Origin of the sequence: Staphylococcus sp. HMSC13A10 (assembly GCF_001808005.1) — a bacterium.
In the GTDB taxonomy this organism is placed as follows: Bacteria; Bacillota; Bacilli; order Staphylococcales; family Staphylococcaceae; genus Staphylococcus; species Staphylococcus pasteuri.
The window spans coordinates 1-20,048 of sequence record NZ_KV791879.1 but is presented as its reverse complement, the minus strand read 5'-3'; the positions used below and the strand labels follow the sequence as shown (position 1 = coordinate 20,048).

At 29.4% G+C, this 20,048-nt stretch carries 15 protein-coding genes and 1 pseudogene; 3 read left to right on the top strand and 13 right to left on the bottom strand.

Annotated features, from left to right (window positions below; translation table 11 throughout):
- Window positions 1–19: 19 nt before the first annotated feature.
- The 9 genes and pseudogenes from HMPREF3125_RS09355 to HMPREF3125_RS09315 form a co-directional block, all read right to left on the bottom strand.
- Window positions 20–421, bottom strand: a complete 402-nt coding sequence (locus HMPREF3125_RS09355; RefSeq protein WP_070453430.1) for a GNAT family N-acetyltransferase — start codon at window positions 419–421, stop codon at window positions 20–22.
- Between the two features lie 19 nt (window positions 422–440).
- A complete protein-coding gene (locus tag HMPREF3125_RS09350; protein WP_070453427.1) occupies window positions 441–1,475 on the bottom strand; it encodes an NAD(P)/FAD-dependent oxidoreductase in 1,035 nt (344 codons plus the stop codon).
- Between the two features lie 161 nt (window positions 1,476–1,636).
- Window positions 1,637–2,050 carry a DUF2871 domain-containing protein gene (locus HMPREF3125_RS09345; RefSeq protein ID WP_017636823.1) on the bottom strand — a complete coding sequence of 138 codons (414 nt, stop codon included), beginning with the start codon at window positions 2,048–2,050 and terminating at the stop codon, window positions 1,637–1,639.
- Window positions 2,051–2,172: 122 nt separating this feature from the next.
- Window positions 2,173–2,742 (bottom strand): YcnI family protein, encoded by a 570-nt coding sequence (locus HMPREF3125_RS09340; RefSeq protein ID WP_070453424.1) that lies wholly within the window; start codon window positions 2,740–2,742, stop codon window positions 2,173–2,175.
- A 31-nt stretch (window positions 2,743–2,773) separates the two neighbouring features.
- Window positions 2,774–4,027, bottom strand: a complete 1,254-nt coding sequence (locus tag HMPREF3125_RS09335) for a copper resistance CopC/CopD family protein (RefSeq protein ID WP_070453422.1) — start codon at window positions 4,025–4,027, stop codon at window positions 2,774–2,776.
- Between the two features lie 104 nt (window positions 4,028–4,131).
- Window positions 4,132–5,486: pseudogene (locus tag HMPREF3125_RS09330) on the bottom strand (MATE family efflux transporter).
- A gap of 95 nt (window positions 5,487–5,581) precedes the next feature.
- Window positions 5,582–6,001, bottom strand: a complete 420-nt coding sequence (locus tag HMPREF3125_RS09325) for a MarR family winged helix-turn-helix transcriptional regulator (RefSeq protein ID WP_070453419.1) — start codon at window positions 5,999–6,001, stop codon at window positions 5,582–5,584.
- 365 nt (window positions 6,002–6,366) lie between these two features.
- Window positions 6,367–7,146 carry an SDR family NAD(P)-dependent oxidoreductase gene (locus tag HMPREF3125_RS09320; RefSeq protein ID WP_017636832.1) on the bottom strand — a complete coding sequence of 260 codons (780 nt, stop codon included), beginning with the start codon at window positions 7,144–7,146 and terminating at the stop codon, window positions 6,367–6,369.
- Window positions 7,147–7,420: 274 nt separating this feature from the next.
- The gene (locus HMPREF3125_RS09315) at window positions 7,421–8,347 is read right to left on the bottom strand and encodes a LysR family transcriptional regulator (RefSeq protein WP_070453416.1); all 927 of its coding nucleotides are present in this window, start codon (window positions 8,345–8,347) and stop codon (window positions 7,421–7,423) included.
- Window positions 8,348–8,496: 149 nt separating this feature from the next.
- Between HMPREF3125_RS09315 and HMPREF3125_RS09310 the strand changes: the two genes are divergently transcribed.
- The 3 genes from HMPREF3125_RS09310 (at window position 8,497) to HMPREF3125_RS09300 (ending at window position 11,055) form a co-directional block, all read left to right on the top strand.
- Entirely contained in the window at window positions 8,497–9,816 is a 1,320-nt protein-coding gene (locus HMPREF3125_RS09310) for a GntP family permease (RefSeq protein ID WP_070453413.1), read from the top strand.
- A 119-nt stretch (window positions 9,817–9,935) separates the two neighbouring features.
- A complete protein-coding gene (locus tag HMPREF3125_RS09305) occupies window positions 9,936–10,592 on the top strand; it encodes an SDR family oxidoreductase (protein ID WP_256278098.1) in 657 nt (218 codons plus the stop codon).
- A gap of 37 nt (window positions 10,593–10,629) precedes the next feature.
- The gene (locus HMPREF3125_RS09300) at window positions 10,630–11,055 is read left to right on the top strand and encodes a lipocalin-like domain-containing protein (protein WP_070453410.1); all 426 of its coding nucleotides are present in this window, start codon (window positions 10,630–10,632) and stop codon (window positions 11,053–11,055) included.
- A gap of 236 nt (window positions 11,056–11,291) precedes the next feature.
- Here the strand turns inward: HMPREF3125_RS09300 and HMPREF3125_RS09295 are convergent, their stop codons facing one another.
- From HMPREF3125_RS09295 to HMPREF3125_RS09280, 4 genes are all read right to left on the bottom strand, one after another.
- A complete protein-coding gene (locus HMPREF3125_RS09295) occupies window positions 11,292–15,965 on the bottom strand; it encodes a CDP-glycerol glycerophosphotransferase family protein (protein ID WP_070453407.1) in 4,674 nt (1,557 codons plus the stop codon).
- 178 nt (window positions 15,966–16,143) lie between these two features.
- Complete coding sequence (gene tarL, locus HMPREF3125_RS09290; protein WP_070453404.1) at window positions 16,144–17,832, bottom strand: teichoic acid ribitol-phosphate polymerase TarL; 1,689 nt, start codon at window positions 17,830–17,832, stop codon at window positions 16,144–16,146.
- Between the two features lie 18 nt (window positions 17,833–17,850).
- Window positions 17,851–18,876 carry a ribitol-5-phosphate dehydrogenase gene (locus HMPREF3125_RS09285; RefSeq protein WP_070453402.1) on the bottom strand — a complete coding sequence of 342 codons (1,026 nt, stop codon included), beginning with the start codon at window positions 18,874–18,876 and terminating at the stop codon, window positions 17,851–17,853.
- Entirely contained in the window at window positions 18,869–19,585 is a 717-nt protein-coding gene (locus HMPREF3125_RS09280) for a D-ribitol-5-phosphate cytidylyltransferase (RefSeq protein ID WP_070453399.1), read from the bottom strand. The genes HMPREF3125_RS09285 and HMPREF3125_RS09280 overlap by 8 nt, the downstream gene beginning before the upstream one ends.
- Window positions 19,586–20,048 lie beyond the last annotated feature (463 nt).

Below are 20,048 nucleotides of genomic sequence, written 5' to 3'. Positions count from 1 at the left end.
AGTACGTCTTTTTATTATCCTAAAATAAGATATACATACCTGTTGAATGGGGTTCAGTAGACTGGAACCCAAATTTTTCATATAGTTTATCAGCTGGGTAATCGGCCATTAAGCTTACATATGTACCTGTTACAGCATTTTCTTCTACATATTTCATAATATGTTCCATAATTGTACGACCATAACCTTGTCCTTGATATTCAGGATGTAGTGCTACATCGACAACTTGAAGTGTAGTACCACCATCACCGGTAACTCTTCCCATCCCTACCAAAGTTTTACCATCATACAATGTGACATTGAAACATCCATTCGGCAATCCTTTTTGTGCCGCTTCTACCGACTTAGCACTCATTCCTGCATCTACTCTTAATTTCAAATAATCATCTACAGATGGTGCTTCATATTTAATGTTTATCATTTTGTTCCCTCGTTTTATATTAATATAGATATTGATTCATAATTTCTTTGTTTGATTCTTTAAATATTTCATTATGACTTGAAACATATCCTTCTGCAGCAGCATCAGGTTGGATATATGTTTTAGCAAGGTTAGCAGCATTACCCGCATCACTAAACGCACTTGCAATCAAATGAACCTTAGCTTCATGATGAACAATATCGCCACAAGCATAGATACCAGGAATATTAGTCGTTGTATTTCCAAAACCTTTTACTCGATATTCATCATACAACTCAAATTGAGATGTACAATCTTTTAATAGTGGATTTTCATGATCGAATCCATGACTTATAATAACATCATCAAATGAATGAGTCGAAGTTAAACCAGTTTGTAAGTTAGTTAATTTAACTTGATGAATATAATTGTCTTCATCATTACCAATCAGTTCACTAATTTGTGTATAAGGTATCAACTGAACGCCTAAATCTTCAAGCACCTTAGTCATCGCTTCATAACCAGTTATCTCTGGTTTTCTATAGACTACGGTCACACTTTCAGCTATTTTAGCAATATCTCTCGCCCAATCTAATGCTGTGTTACCCCCTCCAGAAATAAGTACATGTTTGTCTTTAAATCTAGAGAATGATTGTACAACATAATGTAAGTTTGTAAGTTGATAACGCTCAGCGCCTTTAATTTTTAGTGGTTTGGGATTAATAATACCTCCACCAATAGCAAAAATCACAGCTTTTGAATGATATACTTGTCCTTGCTCAGTTTCTATTTCAAAATGTCTTTCATCTATTTTTCTTATATCAATGACACGTTCATTTAAATTCACTTTAGGATTAAAATGTAAACCTTGCTGAATCATATCTTTAATTACTTCATGACACGGCTTAGGCGCTACGCCACCAATATCCCAAATTATTTTCTCTGGATACACTTGCATCTTACCACCAAGTTTATCTTGAACATCAATAATTCTCACAGACATACCTCTAAGCCCGGAATAAAAGCTTGCAAATAAACCTGCTGGACCGCCACCTATAATTGTAACGTCTTCCATTTAGTTTCCCCCTATTTAAACACTGTATATAACATTTATACCATTTCTAAATGAAAATAATTATCATTCAATACTTTTACATTATACTATAAGGTGTTTTACATATGAAGCAAATCATTTTATAAAAAAACCCGTGAGTCGCTACCACTCACGAGCTGAAATTAATCTTTAGGTTCTTTAATGATTGCTTGTCTTAATAAGAAAAATAGTATTAATAATGCTGCTAACATAGCAGTATGCCCCATTCCTGCAAACCCAGGGAATGAAGCTGGCACTGTTTTTCCTAATACTTGATAAGTACCTTTAACTGTCATCATACCAACTGTTACTAGTACACCGATATGATATATAACAAAGAACCAATTAAATAAATAATAACTACTTAATTTAAATGACTTTTCTAATGATAATAGTAATAAAAACATAAACATACCTAAAATCAATGTATGTGTATGTACTAATGATAATTGTGTATCACCCGTAAAATGATGTGCTTTAGTTAGTTCTCTATAATAAAACCCACTAAATAATCCAATAATCATGTAAAAAAGAAATGAGTATAATAATCTTCGCATGATTCTTCCTCCCTCACGATTATATTATAAAACATATTCGTTATTATGAAAGTGACAAAACAACAAATATTTAAATTATAAAAGAGGACACGACCTATCAAAATCGCATCCTCTATGTTTAATTATTTTTTTGATTTTTTGAAAATGGCTACTAGAGAAAGTAAAATTGCTACAATTGATACAACCCATAATGCGATAGAACTACCACTTGTTGATGATGATTCATCACTTTGTGAACCACTTGGGTTAGCCCCTTTTTTTACTGTTGTAATTGGTGCTGGGTGTTCACTGTCTTCTTTATCGTCCCATTTAACAACATCGCCATTGTCATATGTTTGAACGGCTTTCCATTTAAAGCTTCCTTCTTTATCTGGATTAGCTGCAACAATTGGGAATTCTATAAATTCATTAGGTCCGATACCTTTACCAGTTGCTTTCCAAGTTACTTTAGTAATATTACCTTTTTTATCTTTTTCAAATGAATGTTTAAAACCTTCAACAGGTGCTACATTCTCAAGATTAACACCTTTTGGTACAGTTAATTCAACTTTTACTGTATTATCATTTTGTTCAACTGGCACTCTCACATCATATTTATCATAAGATTCTGGTTCGCTTTCATTTGGATTTAAAGTTACATGTGCATCTGCAACCTTAAAAATTCCTAACGTGAAAAATAAAATAAAACTCATTGAAATTAATTTTTTAACATGATTCGGCTCCTTAACCTGGTATATTTATTTGACTCATCATCACACCTACGAATATAAGTATGATTCCTATAATTAATTCTATTATTAACGTCACTTTATTAACTTGTTGACGTTTACCTAAAGCTTTCGTGGTTTGATATAAACCTAAAGCCATCATTATTAATGTACCAATAACTTTTACAAGTATTAGTATTGTCAATGTTTGCATTTTGGACCAAATTGCTAAAATATTCGTTTCATCAATAGCCATTAAGACACCTGAAATAATAATCATTGCAACAGCAATAGTATTCACTTTAAATAGCATTGAACGTATATTTTTTATCTGCTCTGATGAATTGTTATTCACTATATACCAAACAAGATATGCAAGTGCACCTAACCACAATGTCATACCTACAATATGTATCGTTCTAATTGCGATAGACCAAACTGGAATTGATTGAGACCATGCATGACCAGACATACTTATTGTTAGTATCATTACTATTGAAACTAACCAATACCAAATTCGATCCATATTTCTAATTATAATCAATGCATATAATACTATCATTGCAATTGAGCTTAAAATAAATGGAAATTGCATTAAAACATCAATTTTAAGTGATAATATAGCATCTACAACATCTGAGGTTAATGTCATCATATATAATAATAATGCCATTATATACGCCATTATCATCATAAATGAAATACTCATTTGTTTAGGGAATAATTCAAATGAATGTAATTGGCGACGTTTAACAATACCGTTTAACCAAAATAGACCTACTAAAATAATGGTTGTTCCTTCAGCAATATATCGCATTACTCCAAACCAAAAACTAGGTTCTGCATAAAAGGCGTTTGACGTATCTATATCTTTGGCAGTTACTTTACCTACCGAAAATTCAAATTGATCTCCTACTTCATGCCCGTCTGCTGAGATGGCTTGCCATTTAATAGTATGCGTACCTTTACCAACTTTATCTGATGAAAAAGTTAAAGTTTTTGCCCAGCCAGATGTTGATGGCTTAACTTTACCTAATTCCTTACCTTTATCATTATATAAAGTGATATTAGAATACTTCGAATTTACTGGTTCATTGAATTCTAATTCAATTTCTTCAGGCATTTGTTTCACAACACCATCTTGCCTAGGATTCGTCTTTTCTAATGTTGCATGAGCTGAAGCTTGATTCATCATGGAAGGCAACAATGACAGGAAAAACATCACCATTATGGCAATAATAATCTTAGGGTACTTATTAGTATGTACCATCGAACCCCCCTTATCTAAAATATCTCGTAAATTGTTCATTATTTAGTCACAAAACAAAAAGGACAACCATCGTTTTATAATAATGATCGTCCCTCAATTTAAAATTATTCTTCTAATAAAGCTTCTTTATCAACTGTTAATTTATTTCTTAATAAATAAACGATTAACATCGCTGCTAAAGCACATAATGTTTCTGCAATTAATAGTGACCATACTACCCCTGTTAAACCAAATAAACTATTCATGACAAATAATACTGGAATGATAACTGTACCTTGTAAAATAGCCATAATTGTTGCACCACGACCTTGTCCAGTCGCTTGTAACATACCAGTGAATAAGAAACCAATACCATTTAATAATAATGATGTCATTGTCACTTGTAGCATGAATGTAGCAAGATCAACGATGTGTGGATCTGTACTAAATAATTGAATGATTTGGTGACCAAATACAAATACTATAATCATACTTACTGCAAAAATTGCAATGATAGAAATGATAACTGCTTTAATCGTATCTTTCATTCTTGATTTATTAGCAACAAAATTATAAGCAATCAAAGGTACAACACCTTCACTTAATCCCATTATGATTAATTCTGGAAATTGTACTAATCTAAATTGAATACCATAACTGGCAATAGCATAGTTACCATAATTAGCTAAAAACAAATTCAATACTAATCCAGTTACACCCATAAGTACAACCATTAAGAAAGCTGGAATACCAATTTTGAAAATTTCTGCCATCATTTCTTTATTTGGTTTAGCAAATTTAATATTTACAGAAAGTGAATCTATTTTTTTCATAAAGTAAAGAATAAAGAATATTGCAGCTACTAAGTTTGAAATTGCAGTACCTAAAGCTGCACCAACTACATTTAAATCAAAACCGAAAATTAAAATCGGATCTAAAATCATATTTAATACAACACTTGCTAACATTCCAACCATAGATACAATCGGTGCTCCTACTGCACGTGCAAATTGTTCTAAAATAAAGAATAAAATAACAAATGGAGAACTCAAGAACATAATTCTTAAATAATCGCTTGTAAATTTGATTGTTTCACCATGTGCTCCTAAAACTTGTGCAATTTGATCGGTAAACGGTAATGTCACTAATGCAATAATGACTCCAAGTAATAAGCCTCCATACATTGAAAAGCTACTAACATATTTACTTTTACTGTAATCTTTTGCTCCTAATAGTTGTGAAATATAAGTCCCACCACCGACACCAAATAAATTACCGAATCCCATTAATGCAGCAAATATTGGTAATGTTAGTGATATTGCTGAAATCATATGGCTATCATCTAAAAATCCTATGAAATATACATTTAAAATCCCATAAATTACACTTAATAAACTTCCTATCATCATTGGCAATGAGAAATGCATCATTGCTTTAAATATTGGTGCTTTTTCAAAAAATACAATTGTTCGTCTTTCATTATTCTTACTCCCTTTTAATTAGATGGCTAATAATTAGATTTCTAACTATATGTTGAAAAATATAGTGGCTATTACTCTAAATAATAACCACGCATTATTTCAAGTTTTCCATCATTTGTTCTATAGTTTCTTTAAATTTCAGTTGATCTTCATCTGAGATATTTAATAGTAATCTTTCTTCAATTTCATCAAATACTTTAGTAAAAGATTCTACTAATTCTAGACCTTCGTCCGTTAATTTCAAAATTTTACTACGTGTATCTTCTGGATTAACTTTCCTAAAAACTAAATGATTTGCTTCTAGATTTTTTATTATACTGCTGACCGTTGAACCTTTTCTTCCAAAGAATTCCATTAATTCTTTTTGCGATATACCTTTTTCTTGATAACGATATATATATCCTAATGTATGACTTTGTTCTTGTGTAATTCCAAAATCATCTAATCGTCGATCTGCATAATTCTTCATCTCATGCGCTAAGCTTCTTAATAGAAATTGATATGTCACTTCCATCGCTTCACCTCATTTAGTTAGATATCTAATGAATATAATAACACGCTTTCTAAAAATCACAACCGATATATTAAAGTTTTAATTTTCTGATTATTTAATCGGATTTAGTTATTATTTCTTATTGTATAGAATACAAAACAGCCTGGGACATAAATCAATGTCTCAGGCTAAAATTTTATATTGGCAGTAGTTGACTGATAAAGTAATTCTTTTTCTTTAGAAATTAGAATTACTTATGCATGAGTGTTAACTCATGTAATCCTTAGTGGAACACATTAGCTAAAGCAAAGGTGTAAGCACTACTAATCTAATAAAATTAGAAGTAGTACTTTATATTTCTGTCTCACTCCCAATAATATAGATAATTAAAGTGCTGTATAACCACCATCAACAGTAATAACTGAACCAGTAACGAATGATGATGCATCTGAAGCTAAGTATAGCGCTGCACCTTGTAATTCTTCTGGTACACCTGGACGATTCATAGGAGTCATATTCATCCATGTATCAATCATATCTCCGCCTTTAGCGAAATAATCTTTAGTTAATTCTGTTTTCATATATCCTGGTGCAATTGTATTTACACGAATATTATGTTTAGCCCATTCATTTGCTAAACTTTTAGTAAGCATAATTACAGCTGCTTTAGAAGTATTATATGCTGCTTGTGGTTGTGGTGTGTTTACAATAACACCTGACATTGAAGATGTATTAACAATGACACCACTCTTTTGTTCACGGAAGACTTCACCAACAGCATTTGTAACTAATACCATACTGTTTAAGTTAACGTCCATTGTTTTTTTCCAACGTTCATATGGCATATCTTCAAAATCAACGTGTTCATTAATACCTGCATTGTTAAATAAGATATCAATATGTCCAAATGTATCCATTGTTTCTTTTACCATGTCATTAACTTGATCAACATTAGTTACATCTACTTTGCATGCAATGGCTTTATTTCCTGTTTCTTCTTCGAATTCTTTAGCAGTTTGTTGACCAACTTCTAAATTCATATCTGCAATAACAAGATTAGCACCTGCTTCAGCTAAAGCTTTTCCCATAGATTTACCTAAACCAGAAGCTCCTCCTGTTACGATAGCTACTTTATTTTCTAATTTGAATTTATCTAATACTGACATTTAATCCATCTCCTTATGTTTATGTATATATTCATTTTAAAATAAGATATATCAAATTCATAGTGCAAACGCTTACTTTTACAAATTTTTCTTTTCATATTACAATTTTTAAATAATAAGTTCACCTTAGGAACATAAATGAATGCTCATTTGTATTCAACTGCTACTTTAAAGGCTATTTGATTAGAGTCTTCATATAATTACTACTCTTGAAATTCATCTAAAATAAAAAGAGTAACATCGGAATATTCTCCAGATGTTACTCTCTTTTTATTCATTCATCATCACTTTTATTATATGTAGCTTTAGCCAATACAATAAACATATGCGCAGCTTTAGACAAGTGATTAAATTTATCCCTTTTATATGCCACTACAACTTGATTAAAATAGCTTGGTTTTTCTAATTTAATACTTAATCCTTCAAAATGTTTACTACTGTTTTTGACACTTTCTGGTACATAAGTAATCCCTAAGCCTTCATTCACCAATCTTAAAGCATTATCAATACTAATCGTTTCCATAGCAATATTGGGTTCAAGCTCATTGTCTTCTAATATTTGATTCGTGATTTTACGCAAGGCCATGTTCGGTTTTAGCAATATAAAGTTATCATTTGCTAATTCTTGATGAATTTCAAAAATTGATTTGTTTTTGTAATTGTCATTTGTAATTAATGAATGATTAGATGGAATCATCAAATATATGGGTTCTTTAGATAGAGTTTCATATTGGAATACACCTTGATAAAAAGGCAAAATCGTAATTGCTATATCAATCTTATTATCAATAAGTAATTGTTCAATTCGATGAGCTGATTCTTCTATTAACTTTAATTCTATACCTGGATATTCTTTTATAAATTCCGGCAATATCTTATATAATGCATGTGCTGCTAGTATAGGATTGATACCTATGACTAAACGACCTTTTTTTAATCCAGAAATCATTTGTAGTTCCGATTTCATTTCATCATACGTATATTTAATTTGATTCATATATTCTATATAACGCTCCCCAGCGTATGTTAAAGTAATTGGATTTTTCTCTCTATTTAATAACTCTGTGCCTAAGTCAGTTTCTAGTTCCTTTATAAACTTACTTAAATACGGCTGTGAAATGTATAAGTATTTTGCAGCTTGGGAAATGCTACCGAATCTGTTAATTTCCTCTAAATATTTACTTGATCTTGTGTTTATCATTTAGACACTCTTTCCTCTATATAACCTTTTAGTTATAGTTTTTATACCTAAAACAATCTTTTACAAAACCTAATTTTGAGTTGATAATAGTAATTGTCATCAAATAGACAAAAAATAAACTTGAAATTCTACTTTAAGGGAGGGCCAATATGGAAATCATCGGTACAATTGGTATTATTATCGGGATATTATTCATTATCTATTTCTCAATGAATGGATATTCTATTTTAATAGTAGGTCCAATTGCTTCATTTATTGTTATTTTAACAAACGGTTTACCTTTCTTTAATTCCTTAATTGGAACTAAAGAATCATATATTACTGGATTGGCTCAATTTATTATTAGTTTCTTTGGCGTATTCCTACTTGGTTCATTACTTGCAAAATACATGGATCAAAGTGGTGCAGCACATTCTATCGCCTCTAAAATAATTAGTAAAATTGGTACTAGCAATCCATATTCAATATTAGTTTCTATATTTTTAATCACTGCAATTTTAACATACGGAGGCATTAGCTTATTCGTAGTTGTCTTCGTTATCGTGCCTTTAGCAAAACCTTTATTCAAACAATTGAATATTGCATGGAATTTGATTTGTATTCCTATCATGTTAGGCTTAGGAACATTTACTATGACAATGTTACCAGGTACACCTTCAGTACAAAATGTTGTACCGACTAAATATTTGGGTACAACATTAACAGCAGCGCCTTTATTAGGAATCATTGGAACAATCGTTGCCATAGTATTTGGTTTATGGTACATGAAACATGCATTAAATAAAAGTCTTGCAAAAGGTGAAACTTTTGATGATTTTAATGCGAGTAATTTAGATTTAGAAAATGAAGAAAAATCTACCCCTAATTTTTATCTAAGTATTTTACCTATCGTTGTGTTAATTATTATCAATATTATTGGTAGTATATTAAAAATTGATAACGTTATTCTTATTAGTTTAGCTATTTCAATTATTTTATCTGCCATTTTATTCCATAAACACATCAATATTCATAGAGAAGTGATTAACGAAGGTGCTGGTAGTTCAGTAATACCAATATTCTTAACTGCTTCTGCAATTGCATTTGGTACAGTAGTTACTTTAGCACCAGGATTTTCAAGTATTAAATCTTTAATATTAAATATACCAGGAAATCCATTAATAAGTTTATCTGTAGCATCTGCGTTATTCGGCATTATAACTGGTTCTGCTTCAAGTTCTCTAGGTATTGTCATGCAGGCATTTGGTAAACAGTACGTTGATATGGGTATTGACCCATATACAATTCACAGAGTTGCAGTAATGTCTTCATCTGTATTTACTGTTATGCCACATACTGGTGTTGTATTAACATTATTCGCATTGACAGGATTAAACCACAAAAACGGCTTTAAATATTTATTTATTACTAATACGGGTGCCAATTTATTAGCACTTATTGTTGTAATTATCGCATCCGCATTTATATAAAATCTATAGGAGGAATTTAATATGACTAGAAACGTAATTGTAACAGGTTCAGGGCAAGGATTGGCTACGCAATCGCACAAGGATTTGATAAACAAGGTGATCGAGTATTTATCTTTGATATGAGTAAAGACGCAGCTGAAAAAGCAGCAGATTCATTAGAAAATGGTGTAGCTTATCAAGTTGACGTAACAGATGAAGAAGTTAACAAATCTGCTATCGCTGACATTAGAAGTAAATATGGAGAAATTAATGTATTAGTTAACAATGCAGGTATTCAATTTATTTCTAAAGTTGAAGACTTCCCATTAGAAAAATGGAATCAAGTATTAGGTGTTATTCAAACAGGTACATTCTTAATGACAAAACATACAATCCCAAGTATGAAAGAAAAACAAAAAGGACGTATCATCACTATTTCATCAGCACATGGTGAAATGGCAGACCCATTCAAATCTGCATATGTAGCTTCAAAATTTGCTCAAATCGGATTTGCTAAAACTGTAGCATTAGAAACTGTTAAAGACGGCATCACTTCAAATGCAGTATTACCTGGACCAGTTCGTACTAAATTAATTGAAAATCAACTTGCTAACTTAGCAGAACAAGATAATTCAACAGAACAAGAAGCTATGGAAAAATATATCACTGGTAAAATGCCAATGAATCGTTTATTAGAACCACATGAAATTGCTGATACTGTTCTATTCTTAGCTTCTGATGGTGCTTCAGCCATTACTGGTGAAACTATTAGTGTATCTGGTGGCTCAAACGCATAATTCATTATTTCAAAATCTGTAGAAAGAAGGAATAAATATGAGTAATTTAAAAGAACAATTAATTGGAACATGGGCATTAGTTAACTATCAAGATGAGGATGAAAATGGTAATATTTTCTATCCTTTAGGTAAAGACGCAACTGGTTTTATTATGTATAATCCAGATGGTTATATGTCAGCTCAATTAATGCAACAAGGTAGATCTGCTTATGCTTCTGGTGACTTACACACTGGTACAAAAGATGAAATGGCAGAAGCTGCACACGGTTATGTTGCTTACTCAGGTAAATATGAATTAGATGAAGAAAATTCAACAGTTTATCATACAATGGAAGTAAGTATGAACCCAACTTGGTTAGGCGATACACAACCACGCTTATTCGAACTTGAAGGTGACACTTTAAGCATTGTTAATGGTAATGTGCCAAACCAAAAATTAGTTTGGAAACGTGTAACTAAATAATCATATATTTAACTCATTTGAGATTTCAAAGATTTAATTATGTAAGTAAATAATTTTTAACGGAGTGGCACAGATATATAAGTGTCACTCCTTATATTATATGTATTACTCTATATTGGTCGTGTTTTATAATAAAATAAATAGTAATAACAAAGCCAGCCAATGAATATGTTGACATTCATTGACTGGCTTTTATTTTATGATAGAAGATGTCTCACTTTGATTAAATCAGAGATTTATTTTTTATTATCATCCATTACTTTACTTAAGTTTACCCAATATGGATTATTATCTTCATAATTATAAATATAATCAAAAGATAAATCTCCAAATAATCTTCTTCTTTCGCGTCTATAAGCTTTTTCATATAAATAGTTAGTGCTATCATTTCTTACTATATGTTTTTTCTCAACATCATGTATAGCAACTATTTCTTCTAATGTTTTTGGCATCGGACCAGCTTGAGGTAACAAGTTAATTTCATTACCGAACGATAATATTTTACTTGCTTTAGCTTCTTGTTTAGCTATTGCTTTTTTCAATGAAAGTGAAGTAATAAAGCCTTTTTTAACTGTAGTATCAATTTCATTAGTTAGCGTATCTAAATTATCTAAATCAGAAATAGGCCCAATTAAAAATAGTGCTTTGCCATTATATTTTTTATTTGAAACTGCTTCGACGCTATCTGTGTTATCTTCAAAGAACCATTTAGAAACATTTTCACCAGAATGACCTATATCATAAGGGCAAAACATATCTTTAGCTTTTAAATATTTACTATCAGGTTTAGGATTTTCTATACTATATTTTACACTTGCAACCAATTCTTCAGTTGTTTCTGCAACATGACCAGGTAAATCTTCAGTAGGAATATTTAATCCTCTCATATTTACATAATCATCAAAATCATATAAATAATGAACAATTGGTCTTTCAGTTGGTATAAAATCAAAGAATACACTTGAATAATCTGAGATAAGTACATCAACTATACTCATCAAGTAATTCGTTGAAATATCATCAGGTGGCAAAATAATATTATTAGGGAAGCTGACATTTTTAAGTAAAGACTTAGTTATACTATGTCCTCTAAATAAAATAGTAGCATCCAGTTTAGCTAGTGCATTTAAATCATAAAGTAATTTATCGATATCAAAGCCATTACTTTCTTTTGACTCGCCACGCCAAGTTGGAGCATATAATACCACACTTTTATCTTTCGGTAAGTTCATTCTTTGTCTAATTTCATCTTTTTGCTTGTCTGTTGCATTGAGTGTGATATCAATTCTAGGATAACCAACTTTTGCAACACTACCATCTTTTATTCCTTTAATAGAATATGCTGACTGTTGTTTTTCTACCATAAATTGGTTAGGTGCAATAATGTGTGTTGCTTGTAATAAATTACGAGTACTACCAGCTACACCCATCTTAGTTCCATTACTATCACGGCCTACTGTTTTATAAAAGATTCCGTGTGTAGTTTGTAAGTATCTTTGTTCAGGTTTTCTCACTACATAATCAGAAAATGTTGAATCACAAATTAAATATTTAGCTTTAGAAATATATTTCAGATAAGCATCCGAGTTTTTCTTAACATAAATAATATTACTTTTATCTCTAAGATAAAGCGGAATATTATCGAATGAATTAATAACCCAAACATGTGTATAAGATTTATAAGCTGCTTGATTATAAATATAATCAAAAACGCCCCATGGATTACCTGAGATTCCTGCACCGCTCATACTTTCATAAAAAATCATCTGATCATCGATATTATAATAATCATAACTTTGTGCATATCTTACTGAAATTGAACCAATATGTTTACTATAAGCTGCTTTTGACATATAACTTGGTTTTCTGAATAATTCAGCTTCACTATATGCCTCTAATGCCGCTTCATTGTCATTAGTCTTTTCCAATAAATAACCCAATCTTCTATAATTATCAGGTCTATGCGTTTGTTGTCTTAAAATGGCATTTTTATATGCATCGATAACTTTCGGATAATCATTTAATTCTTCATAACATAAAGCTAATTGATAATACCAAGGAGATCTTGCTTTATTTAATTCTAATGCCTTTTCAAAATGATAAATTGCCTTTTTAATATTACGTGTTTTTTTAATAAGTGTAGCTATATGAAAATGTAATTCGGCATTGTCAGGTTCTTCTTCCAAGAGTTTTTCATATTCATTGATAGCTTGTGAATCATGTTTAGATTGTTCATATAGATGTCCAATCCCTCTTTTCTTTAATAGAGAGTCATTAGAATATTGAATAACTTTGTTGAAACTAGTTCTTGCTTTATCCACGTCATTCAAGTCAAACTCAAGTTGACCTTTTTTATAATAATACTCACTTAATGATTTATTATCTAACTTAAGTTCTTTATTATTTAACAATAGAGAATAATAATGTACTGCTTTTGGTTTATCATTTTTCAGTTCAAGATATTGAATTAATTTTAATAAAACTTCTTTATCATTTGGATTTAATTGTAAAAATTGTTCTAGATATTCTACAGCTAAATCTAATTCAGATTGTTGATAGTACATATTTGTTATTTCTAAAAGTACTTTTCTATCTTTGTTATCAATGTGTAGCAATTTTTGTAAAACTTTAATACTTTCAGCATTTTCACCTAGTTTTTTTAATAAAATTGCTTTGATGAAATATAATCTTGTATCGTTTCTATCATCTAATTCAATAGCTTTATTAATATAATGGTGTGCTTCATTCCATTTTTTTAATTTAATAGCTAGTTCACCTAATTTATAGTAAAATTTAGAATTTCTTTTAAGAATTGGGTGAAGTTTCTTCAAATCATGATATTTCTTAGCTACATTCTTGTTTTGTTCATTAATACTATATGTTAATAGTACTTTAGGAACACTATAAACATGTTTCAATTTATTCACATTACTTTTTATGGACTTTTTGGAGTTAAATATTTTTCTCACTTTTTTCGCTTGATATTTTAAGTATTTACTTTTTGTGGATTTATAAGATAAGGCTTTTAAATCAAAACTTAGATTTTCATAATCTTTTGTGTAATAAGGTTTAGTAAATTTAAATTCTAAATTATTTAAATTTACATTTTCTCTATTATTGCCAACACGTATCTTATGATATTGTGTATTATCTTGAATTTCTAGATTTAAATCATAAATCTCATTGATATTAAATAAGTTAGGGTCAAATTCTCCACTAACATGATAACTATCTTGACCAATCTTTGATGCTTTTACATTTTCAGCAATATATTCCATTGCTTCTTTATTTTGTAAAGTTGAACGTTTGTAAAATAAGAATCTGAATTGTGCTTGATGCGGCTCTTTGGTATTTAATTTAACCTCTGTTTCTATTGAATACACACCATTATGCAAACTAACTTGAGTTAACTTAACTGAAGGTTGATAAAGTTCTTGTGATTCTTTAACTTCATTAAACAATTCATTCCAATGTTTAACAAACTTATCAATAGAAAATTTTTCAGCCTTTTCTAATGCATGTTTAGAAAAATTATTTTTTTCTTGCTCATCTTTAGTTAGGTATGAATATAATTTTTGTGCTAATTGATCCACATTACCATTTTTAACTAAATATCCATTTTTGCCATCATCAATCATATCACTAGGCCCATATTTGATATCATATGCAATCACTGGTGTACCATTTGCAATACTTTCTTGGATGACTAATGCAAATCCCTCATATTTAGAAGTAAGTAATGTACATTCTGCACTTTGTAAAGATTTATTAATATTATGACTATAGCCTTCAAGTTTAACGTTATCAGTTATACCTAAACTATCAATTAATGATTGTAAATTCTCTCGTTCTTTTCCTTCACCATATATATGAAATACAGCATCGGGTATTTGTTGAACCACTTGTTTAAATGCTTGAATTGCCTGATCAATTCTTTTTTCTTCATGTAATCTTGACACCATTACCACTTTATTAGGTGTCACTCTATTTTGAATGTCTTTTGTTTCAATCGCATGAGGAATTACAAAATAGTTATTTCTATATCCAAAACGTTTAATAATATCTTGTTTTTGTGATTCGGTAAGTAGTACTAAAGCGTCAATTTCATTTAAATTATTCAATACTGCACGATTTCCTCTTCGGATGATATCAGTACCAGGTCGAATGTGTATACTATGAGTCATGAATATTTTTCTTACTCGCTCATCTTTTATATTTAAAACCGATTTATCTATATTTCTATTTTCAACGACTAAATACGTGATAGGATCCTTAATAAAAAGTGAAATAAAATATGTTTTAAACTCATCAAAAGAAGAAAATTCTAGTTTTTCTTCATCAAAAAGGATAATTTTCTGTATTTCATTTTCTTTTTTTATTTTTTTAAAAAATCTACTTGCGAATACCGATTGGTCTTTTCTATATAGGTCTTGTTGTTTTAAATTTTTATTTTCATAGTAATCTACTGAAAATAAAAAGCCATCTACATCAATTTTTATTTTTTCGCTAATGTTTCCATTAGAATATTTTTTAATTTCTCTAATAATATGATTAGAATATTTTACTTCATAAACTTTTTTATCATGATTAAAATATTCAATCGTATTATCATCTTTTTCTCGTCTTATAAGATCAGAACTAGGTTCAAATGTGTACTTTACTTCTTTTTCAATATTCGCTTTATCTTTAAAATATTTATTAATATTTAAAAATATAGCTTTACTTTTTAATCCATATCTTTGAATAGTTTCTTCTACGATTGATTCATATTTCATATCTAAATGAAACGTTAATATTAATGGTTTAATATTCAATTTTTCATTCAACATACTTGCTTTATTTAACATAGAAGACGTTAAACCACCATGCCTTCTATCTAAACGGCTCGTTGTAAATATATATTGATTCAAGAAAATACCCCTCTTCTATTTATAAAGGCTCTTTATAGCGAACATTTCTATCATTAACAAAATAGTTCTCCATAAATAGAGACAAAACACCAATTATAAGTTTTAGTTACAAATAATTGGTGTTTTAGCTATAATGTCATTTCTTATTTTAAATCGTTTAATTTTAATAGCAATAACTTTATGAACCAAACAAATTACGAACTAATCTCTCACTAGATCTACCATCTTGGTATTTAAAATGTTTATTTAAGAAAGGTTCAACTTTATATTGTTCAAAATCTTTGTTATTTAATGAATCTAATAATTCATCAAATGATTGTACTATTTTACCTGGTACAAATGATTCGTAGTTTTCATAAAAATCACGTGTAGTAATATAATCTTCCAAATCAAATGCATAAAATAGCATTGGTCTTTTAAACACAGCAAATTCATAAATTAATGAAGAATAATCACTAATTAAAATATCAGTAATAAATAATACATCATTAACTTCTCTTAAATCTGAAATATCTATGAAGTATTTTTTATGTTCTTCAGAAATTTTAAGTCTATTTCTAACAAATGGATGCATTTTAAATAGCACAACTGTATTGTTTTCTTCACAATATTTTGCCAATCTTTCAAAATCTATTTTGAAGAAAGGATAATGTGCTGTATTGTGTCCACTACCTCTAAATGTTGGTGCGAAGAGAATAATGTTTTTACCAATTATCTGTGGTATTAATTCTCTCATTTTTGCTACTGTTTCATTTTTGTATGTTTCATCAAAAAAGATATCAGTTCTTGGTACACCAGTAGGAACAACATTTTTTTCCTTAATACCAAATGCTTCAGCATAAAATGGTATATCTGTTTCAGAAGACACATACGCTTTAGTATAATTTCTATGATTTAATGAATCGAAGAAAGGTCCACCTTTCTTACCAGCTCTACTAAACCCAACTGTTTTGAATGCACCAACAGCATGCCATACTTGAATTATTTCTTGTGATCTTCTGAATTTCACTTTATATAACATAGGGTGAAAATCATCTACAAAAATATAGTCTGCTTTTCCAAGTAAAAATGGAAATTTAAATTTATCAATTAAATTTCTTCTTTCTGAAATATTAGGTTTAAATATAGCATGAATTTTATACTCTTTATCCAGATTAGCTTTTAACATTTCATCATAAACAAATTTAAAGTTACCTGACATTTCTGATCTAGAATCCGAAGTAAATAGAACTGTTTTTCCTTTTCTCATATGGAAAAATTTAGTGACGTAAAATATAGTTTTGAAAGTAGTATTTCGTACATTATATGCATATTTTCTATATTTCGTTCTAATTTCTTTATATTTTTGTATTAGTTTATTTTGTTTTGGTTTAGGTGCTTTAAAGTTAACTTGTAATACAAATTCATTTACTTCACTAGAAATTTTTGGAGTAAGTGTGTAAACTGTTTTCTTTGAGTTTCCACCTCTATTAAATTGCTTCATAAAGTTCTTGAGCAAGAAATTAGTTTTTTCATTGGATGTCTCTAATTCATCAAATTTATCTACTTCTAATTCATCTAAATCATTATAAAAGTCTTTAATAACTTCTGGATTAATTGTTGCAATATAATCTAAGTCCTGTTTATTTATTAGAAGGTATTCGTCTGAAGGCAGGTAATATCCCTCATCTAGTATTGCTACATTAAATCTACACGTAAATTTATTTTCTTTTATATCAACATCATTTGCTTCTAATTCTTTAGATTCTATTAAGTTTCTCAAAACAAACTTACTATTTTCGATATCTAAATCTTCACTATGCCCTTCTATAAATAATTGGACTCTTTCCCAATAAATATCATCTATATATATCTTACTTTTAGCCAAAATTAGCATCCTTTCATTTTACATAATCCATTTTAAGACAGTTTTACCCCAAGAAGTTGATAAATCAGATTCAAATGCTTTTGTTAAATCTTGAATATTACGAACTTCAAATTCTTGTCCTTTTAATAAGGAAAGTTTATCTACAACGTCAGGATATTTTGTATATAAATCCACAACATTTTGAAAGTCATAAGAACCACTTCTACTACTTCCAATCAAAGTGATGCCTTTTTCTAAAACTAATCTTGTGTTAATTTCTACAGGCATTTCGCTCACACCCAATAATGCAATACTGCCTTCTGGGTAAATATAATCTATAATTTGATTAATCGCTGATTGACTACCTTTACCACCCACACATTCAAATGCATGGTCAAAAGTTAAATCTTCAGGAATATCATCAATATGAAATGTCTTATCTACGAAAGAAAAATGACTTAGCTTATAGTCAGTTTTCCCAAAAACATAAATTTTACATTCTGGGTACATTTTTCTTAATAATAATGATGTAATATAGCCAAGGTTTCCATCACCCCATACACCAAATGATGCTCTATGAGATATAGATTTTCTATCAAAACGATAAATCGCATGCAAACTAACAGATACTAACTCTGTATATGATAGGATGCTTAAATCCACATCATCTGGCAACGGAATAACTCTATCATGATTTAAAAAGTTAAAGTCTTGCATAAAGCCATCGTAACCACTTGATTTAAAATAACTACTTGGCAAATAGTTTTCTGCAATGACATCATCAGTTTCTGTTGGAGTATTTGGAACCATAACAACTTTTGTACCTTTTTTGAAAATGCCTTTGCTATCGTATACTACCTCGCCAACACCTTCATGTATTAAAGACATTGGCAATTTTTTCTTCAACGTTTTTTCGTCTCTATTACCTGTATAGTATCTTTGATCAGCAGCACAAATTGACAAATATAGGGGACGAACTATAACATGATTACTATTAATATCCACATTATTGTAAGTTATCTCAAATTGTCTAGGTGATGTAAGTTGATATACTTGATTAATCATTATCAATACCACCTTTTATAATAGCGTTAGCTACTTTTAAATCATAAGGAGTAGTCACTTTTATGTTGTATACTTCCCCTTCAACTAATTTAACTTCTTTCTTTGATTCTACGATTATTTTGCAAGCATCAGTTAAAATTTCTTTTTGATTATCTGTTAAATTTTCATAACAATCTTTTAATAAGTTAATATTAAATGATTGTGGTGTTTGACCTTGATACATAATTTTTCTTTGTGGAATTTTTGAAACCGTGTCATCGTCTTCTGATGTTACGATAGTATCAACTGCTTTAATAACTGTATCTACAGCACCAAATTCAACTGCTTTATCAATATTTTCTTTGATGATTCTATAAGTTAAAAATGGTCGCACGGCATCATGAGTAATAATAACATCATCGTCATTTACACCATTAACCGATTCAACATATTTTACAATATTCATAATCGTTTCGTTTCTATCGGAACCACCCTCGATGACTTCAATTCTATCATCAAATATATTATATTTTTTTAATATATCTTTAGTGTGTGTAACCCACTGTTTTGGTGTAGCTATAATTAATTTTTCAAATTCATCTACTAATATGAATTTTTCTATCGTGTGAATAAGTATGGGTTTATTATCCAAATTTAAAAATTGTTTTGGTAAAGGAACGTTACCCATTCTGGAACCTATTCCACCTGCTAAGATCCCTGCGTATTTCATATGCTTTCTCTCCTTTTATCAATGATGAACTCATAGTCTATTTCTTTATTCTTATTTACATCTTATTTTAATTAAGTTTGTATATAAGCATAATTTTTTCGTCTACAATAAAATTTATCGTGCATCTTAATATATTAACTTGATGCATATAAACGCTTAACCTATTGTAACAATCATATGCTTGGTTTACTAGTAATTTAAACTCTATCTAATGATTAAAATAAATTTATTATAGATACGAAGTGGAACATAATTTAAATCACAATTTGAAAATTAAATTATGTTTTTTGTTTTTCATAATTATAATACCAAACACTTGATTTTGACTAATAAAATTAATTATATCATTAGTATCTTAAACGTAAATATATTTCATTAAATAGTATATTCTTCTTCAAATTTAATAGGTAACAAAAAAGCGACTTCTATCGTGTAATGAACCCCAAAAGTTGTACTCTGGTTT

What these genes read in the sequence shown, in the direction of transcription:
- HMPREF3125_RS09310 (WP_070453413.1), top strand. Translation starts at nt 8,497, where the DNA reads ATGGAAATCATCGGTACAATTGGTATTATTATCGGGATATTATTCATT.
- HMPREF3125_RS09350 (WP_070453427.1), bottom strand. Translation starts at nt 1,475, where the DNA reads ATGGAAGACGTTACAATTATAGGTGGCGGTCCAGCAGGTTTATTTGCA.
- HMPREF3125_RS09340 (WP_070453424.1), bottom strand. Translation starts at nt 2,742, where the DNA reads ATGAGTTTTATTTTATTTTTCACGTTAGGAATTTTTAAGGTTGCAGAT.
- HMPREF3125_RS09325 (WP_070453419.1), bottom strand. Translation starts at nt 6,001, where the DNA reads ATGGAAGTGACATATCAATTTCTATTAAGAAGCTTAGCGCATGAGATG.
- HMPREF3125_RS09320 (WP_017636832.1), bottom strand. Translation starts at nt 7,146, where the DNA reads ATGTCAGTATTAGATAAATTCAAATTAGAAAATAAAGTAGCTATCGTA.
- HMPREF3125_RS09335 (WP_070453422.1), bottom strand. Translation starts at nt 4,027, where the DNA reads ATGGTACATACTAATAAGTACCCTAAGATTATTATTGCCATAATGGTG.
- HMPREF3125_RS09345 (WP_017636823.1), bottom strand. Translation starts at nt 2,050, where the DNA reads ATGCGAAGATTATTATACTCATTTCTTTTTTACATGATTATTGGATTA.
- HMPREF3125_RS09315 (WP_070453416.1), bottom strand. Translation starts at nt 8,347, where the DNA reads ATGATAAACACAAGATCAAGTAAATATTTAGAGGAAATTAACAGATTC.
- HMPREF3125_RS09280 (WP_070453399.1), bottom strand. Translation starts at nt 19,585, where the DNA reads ATGAAATACGCAGGGATCTTAGCAGGTGGAATAGGTTCCAGAATGGGT.
- HMPREF3125_RS09285 (WP_070453402.1), bottom strand. Translation starts at nt 18,876, where the DNA reads ATGATTAATCAAGTATATCAACTTACATCACCTAGACAATTTGAGATA.
- HMPREF3125_RS09355 (WP_070453430.1), bottom strand. Translation starts at nt 421, where the DNA reads ATGATAAACATTAAATATGAAGCACCATCTGTAGATGATTATTTGAAA.
- HMPREF3125_RS09305 (WP_256278098.1), top strand. Translation starts at nt 9,936, where the DNA reads ATGAGTAAAGACGCAGCTGAAAAAGCAGCAGATTCATTAGAAAATGGT.
- HMPREF3125_RS09300 (WP_070453410.1), top strand. Translation starts at nt 10,630, where the DNA reads ATGAGTAATTTAAAAGAACAATTAATTGGAACATGGGCATTAGTTAAC.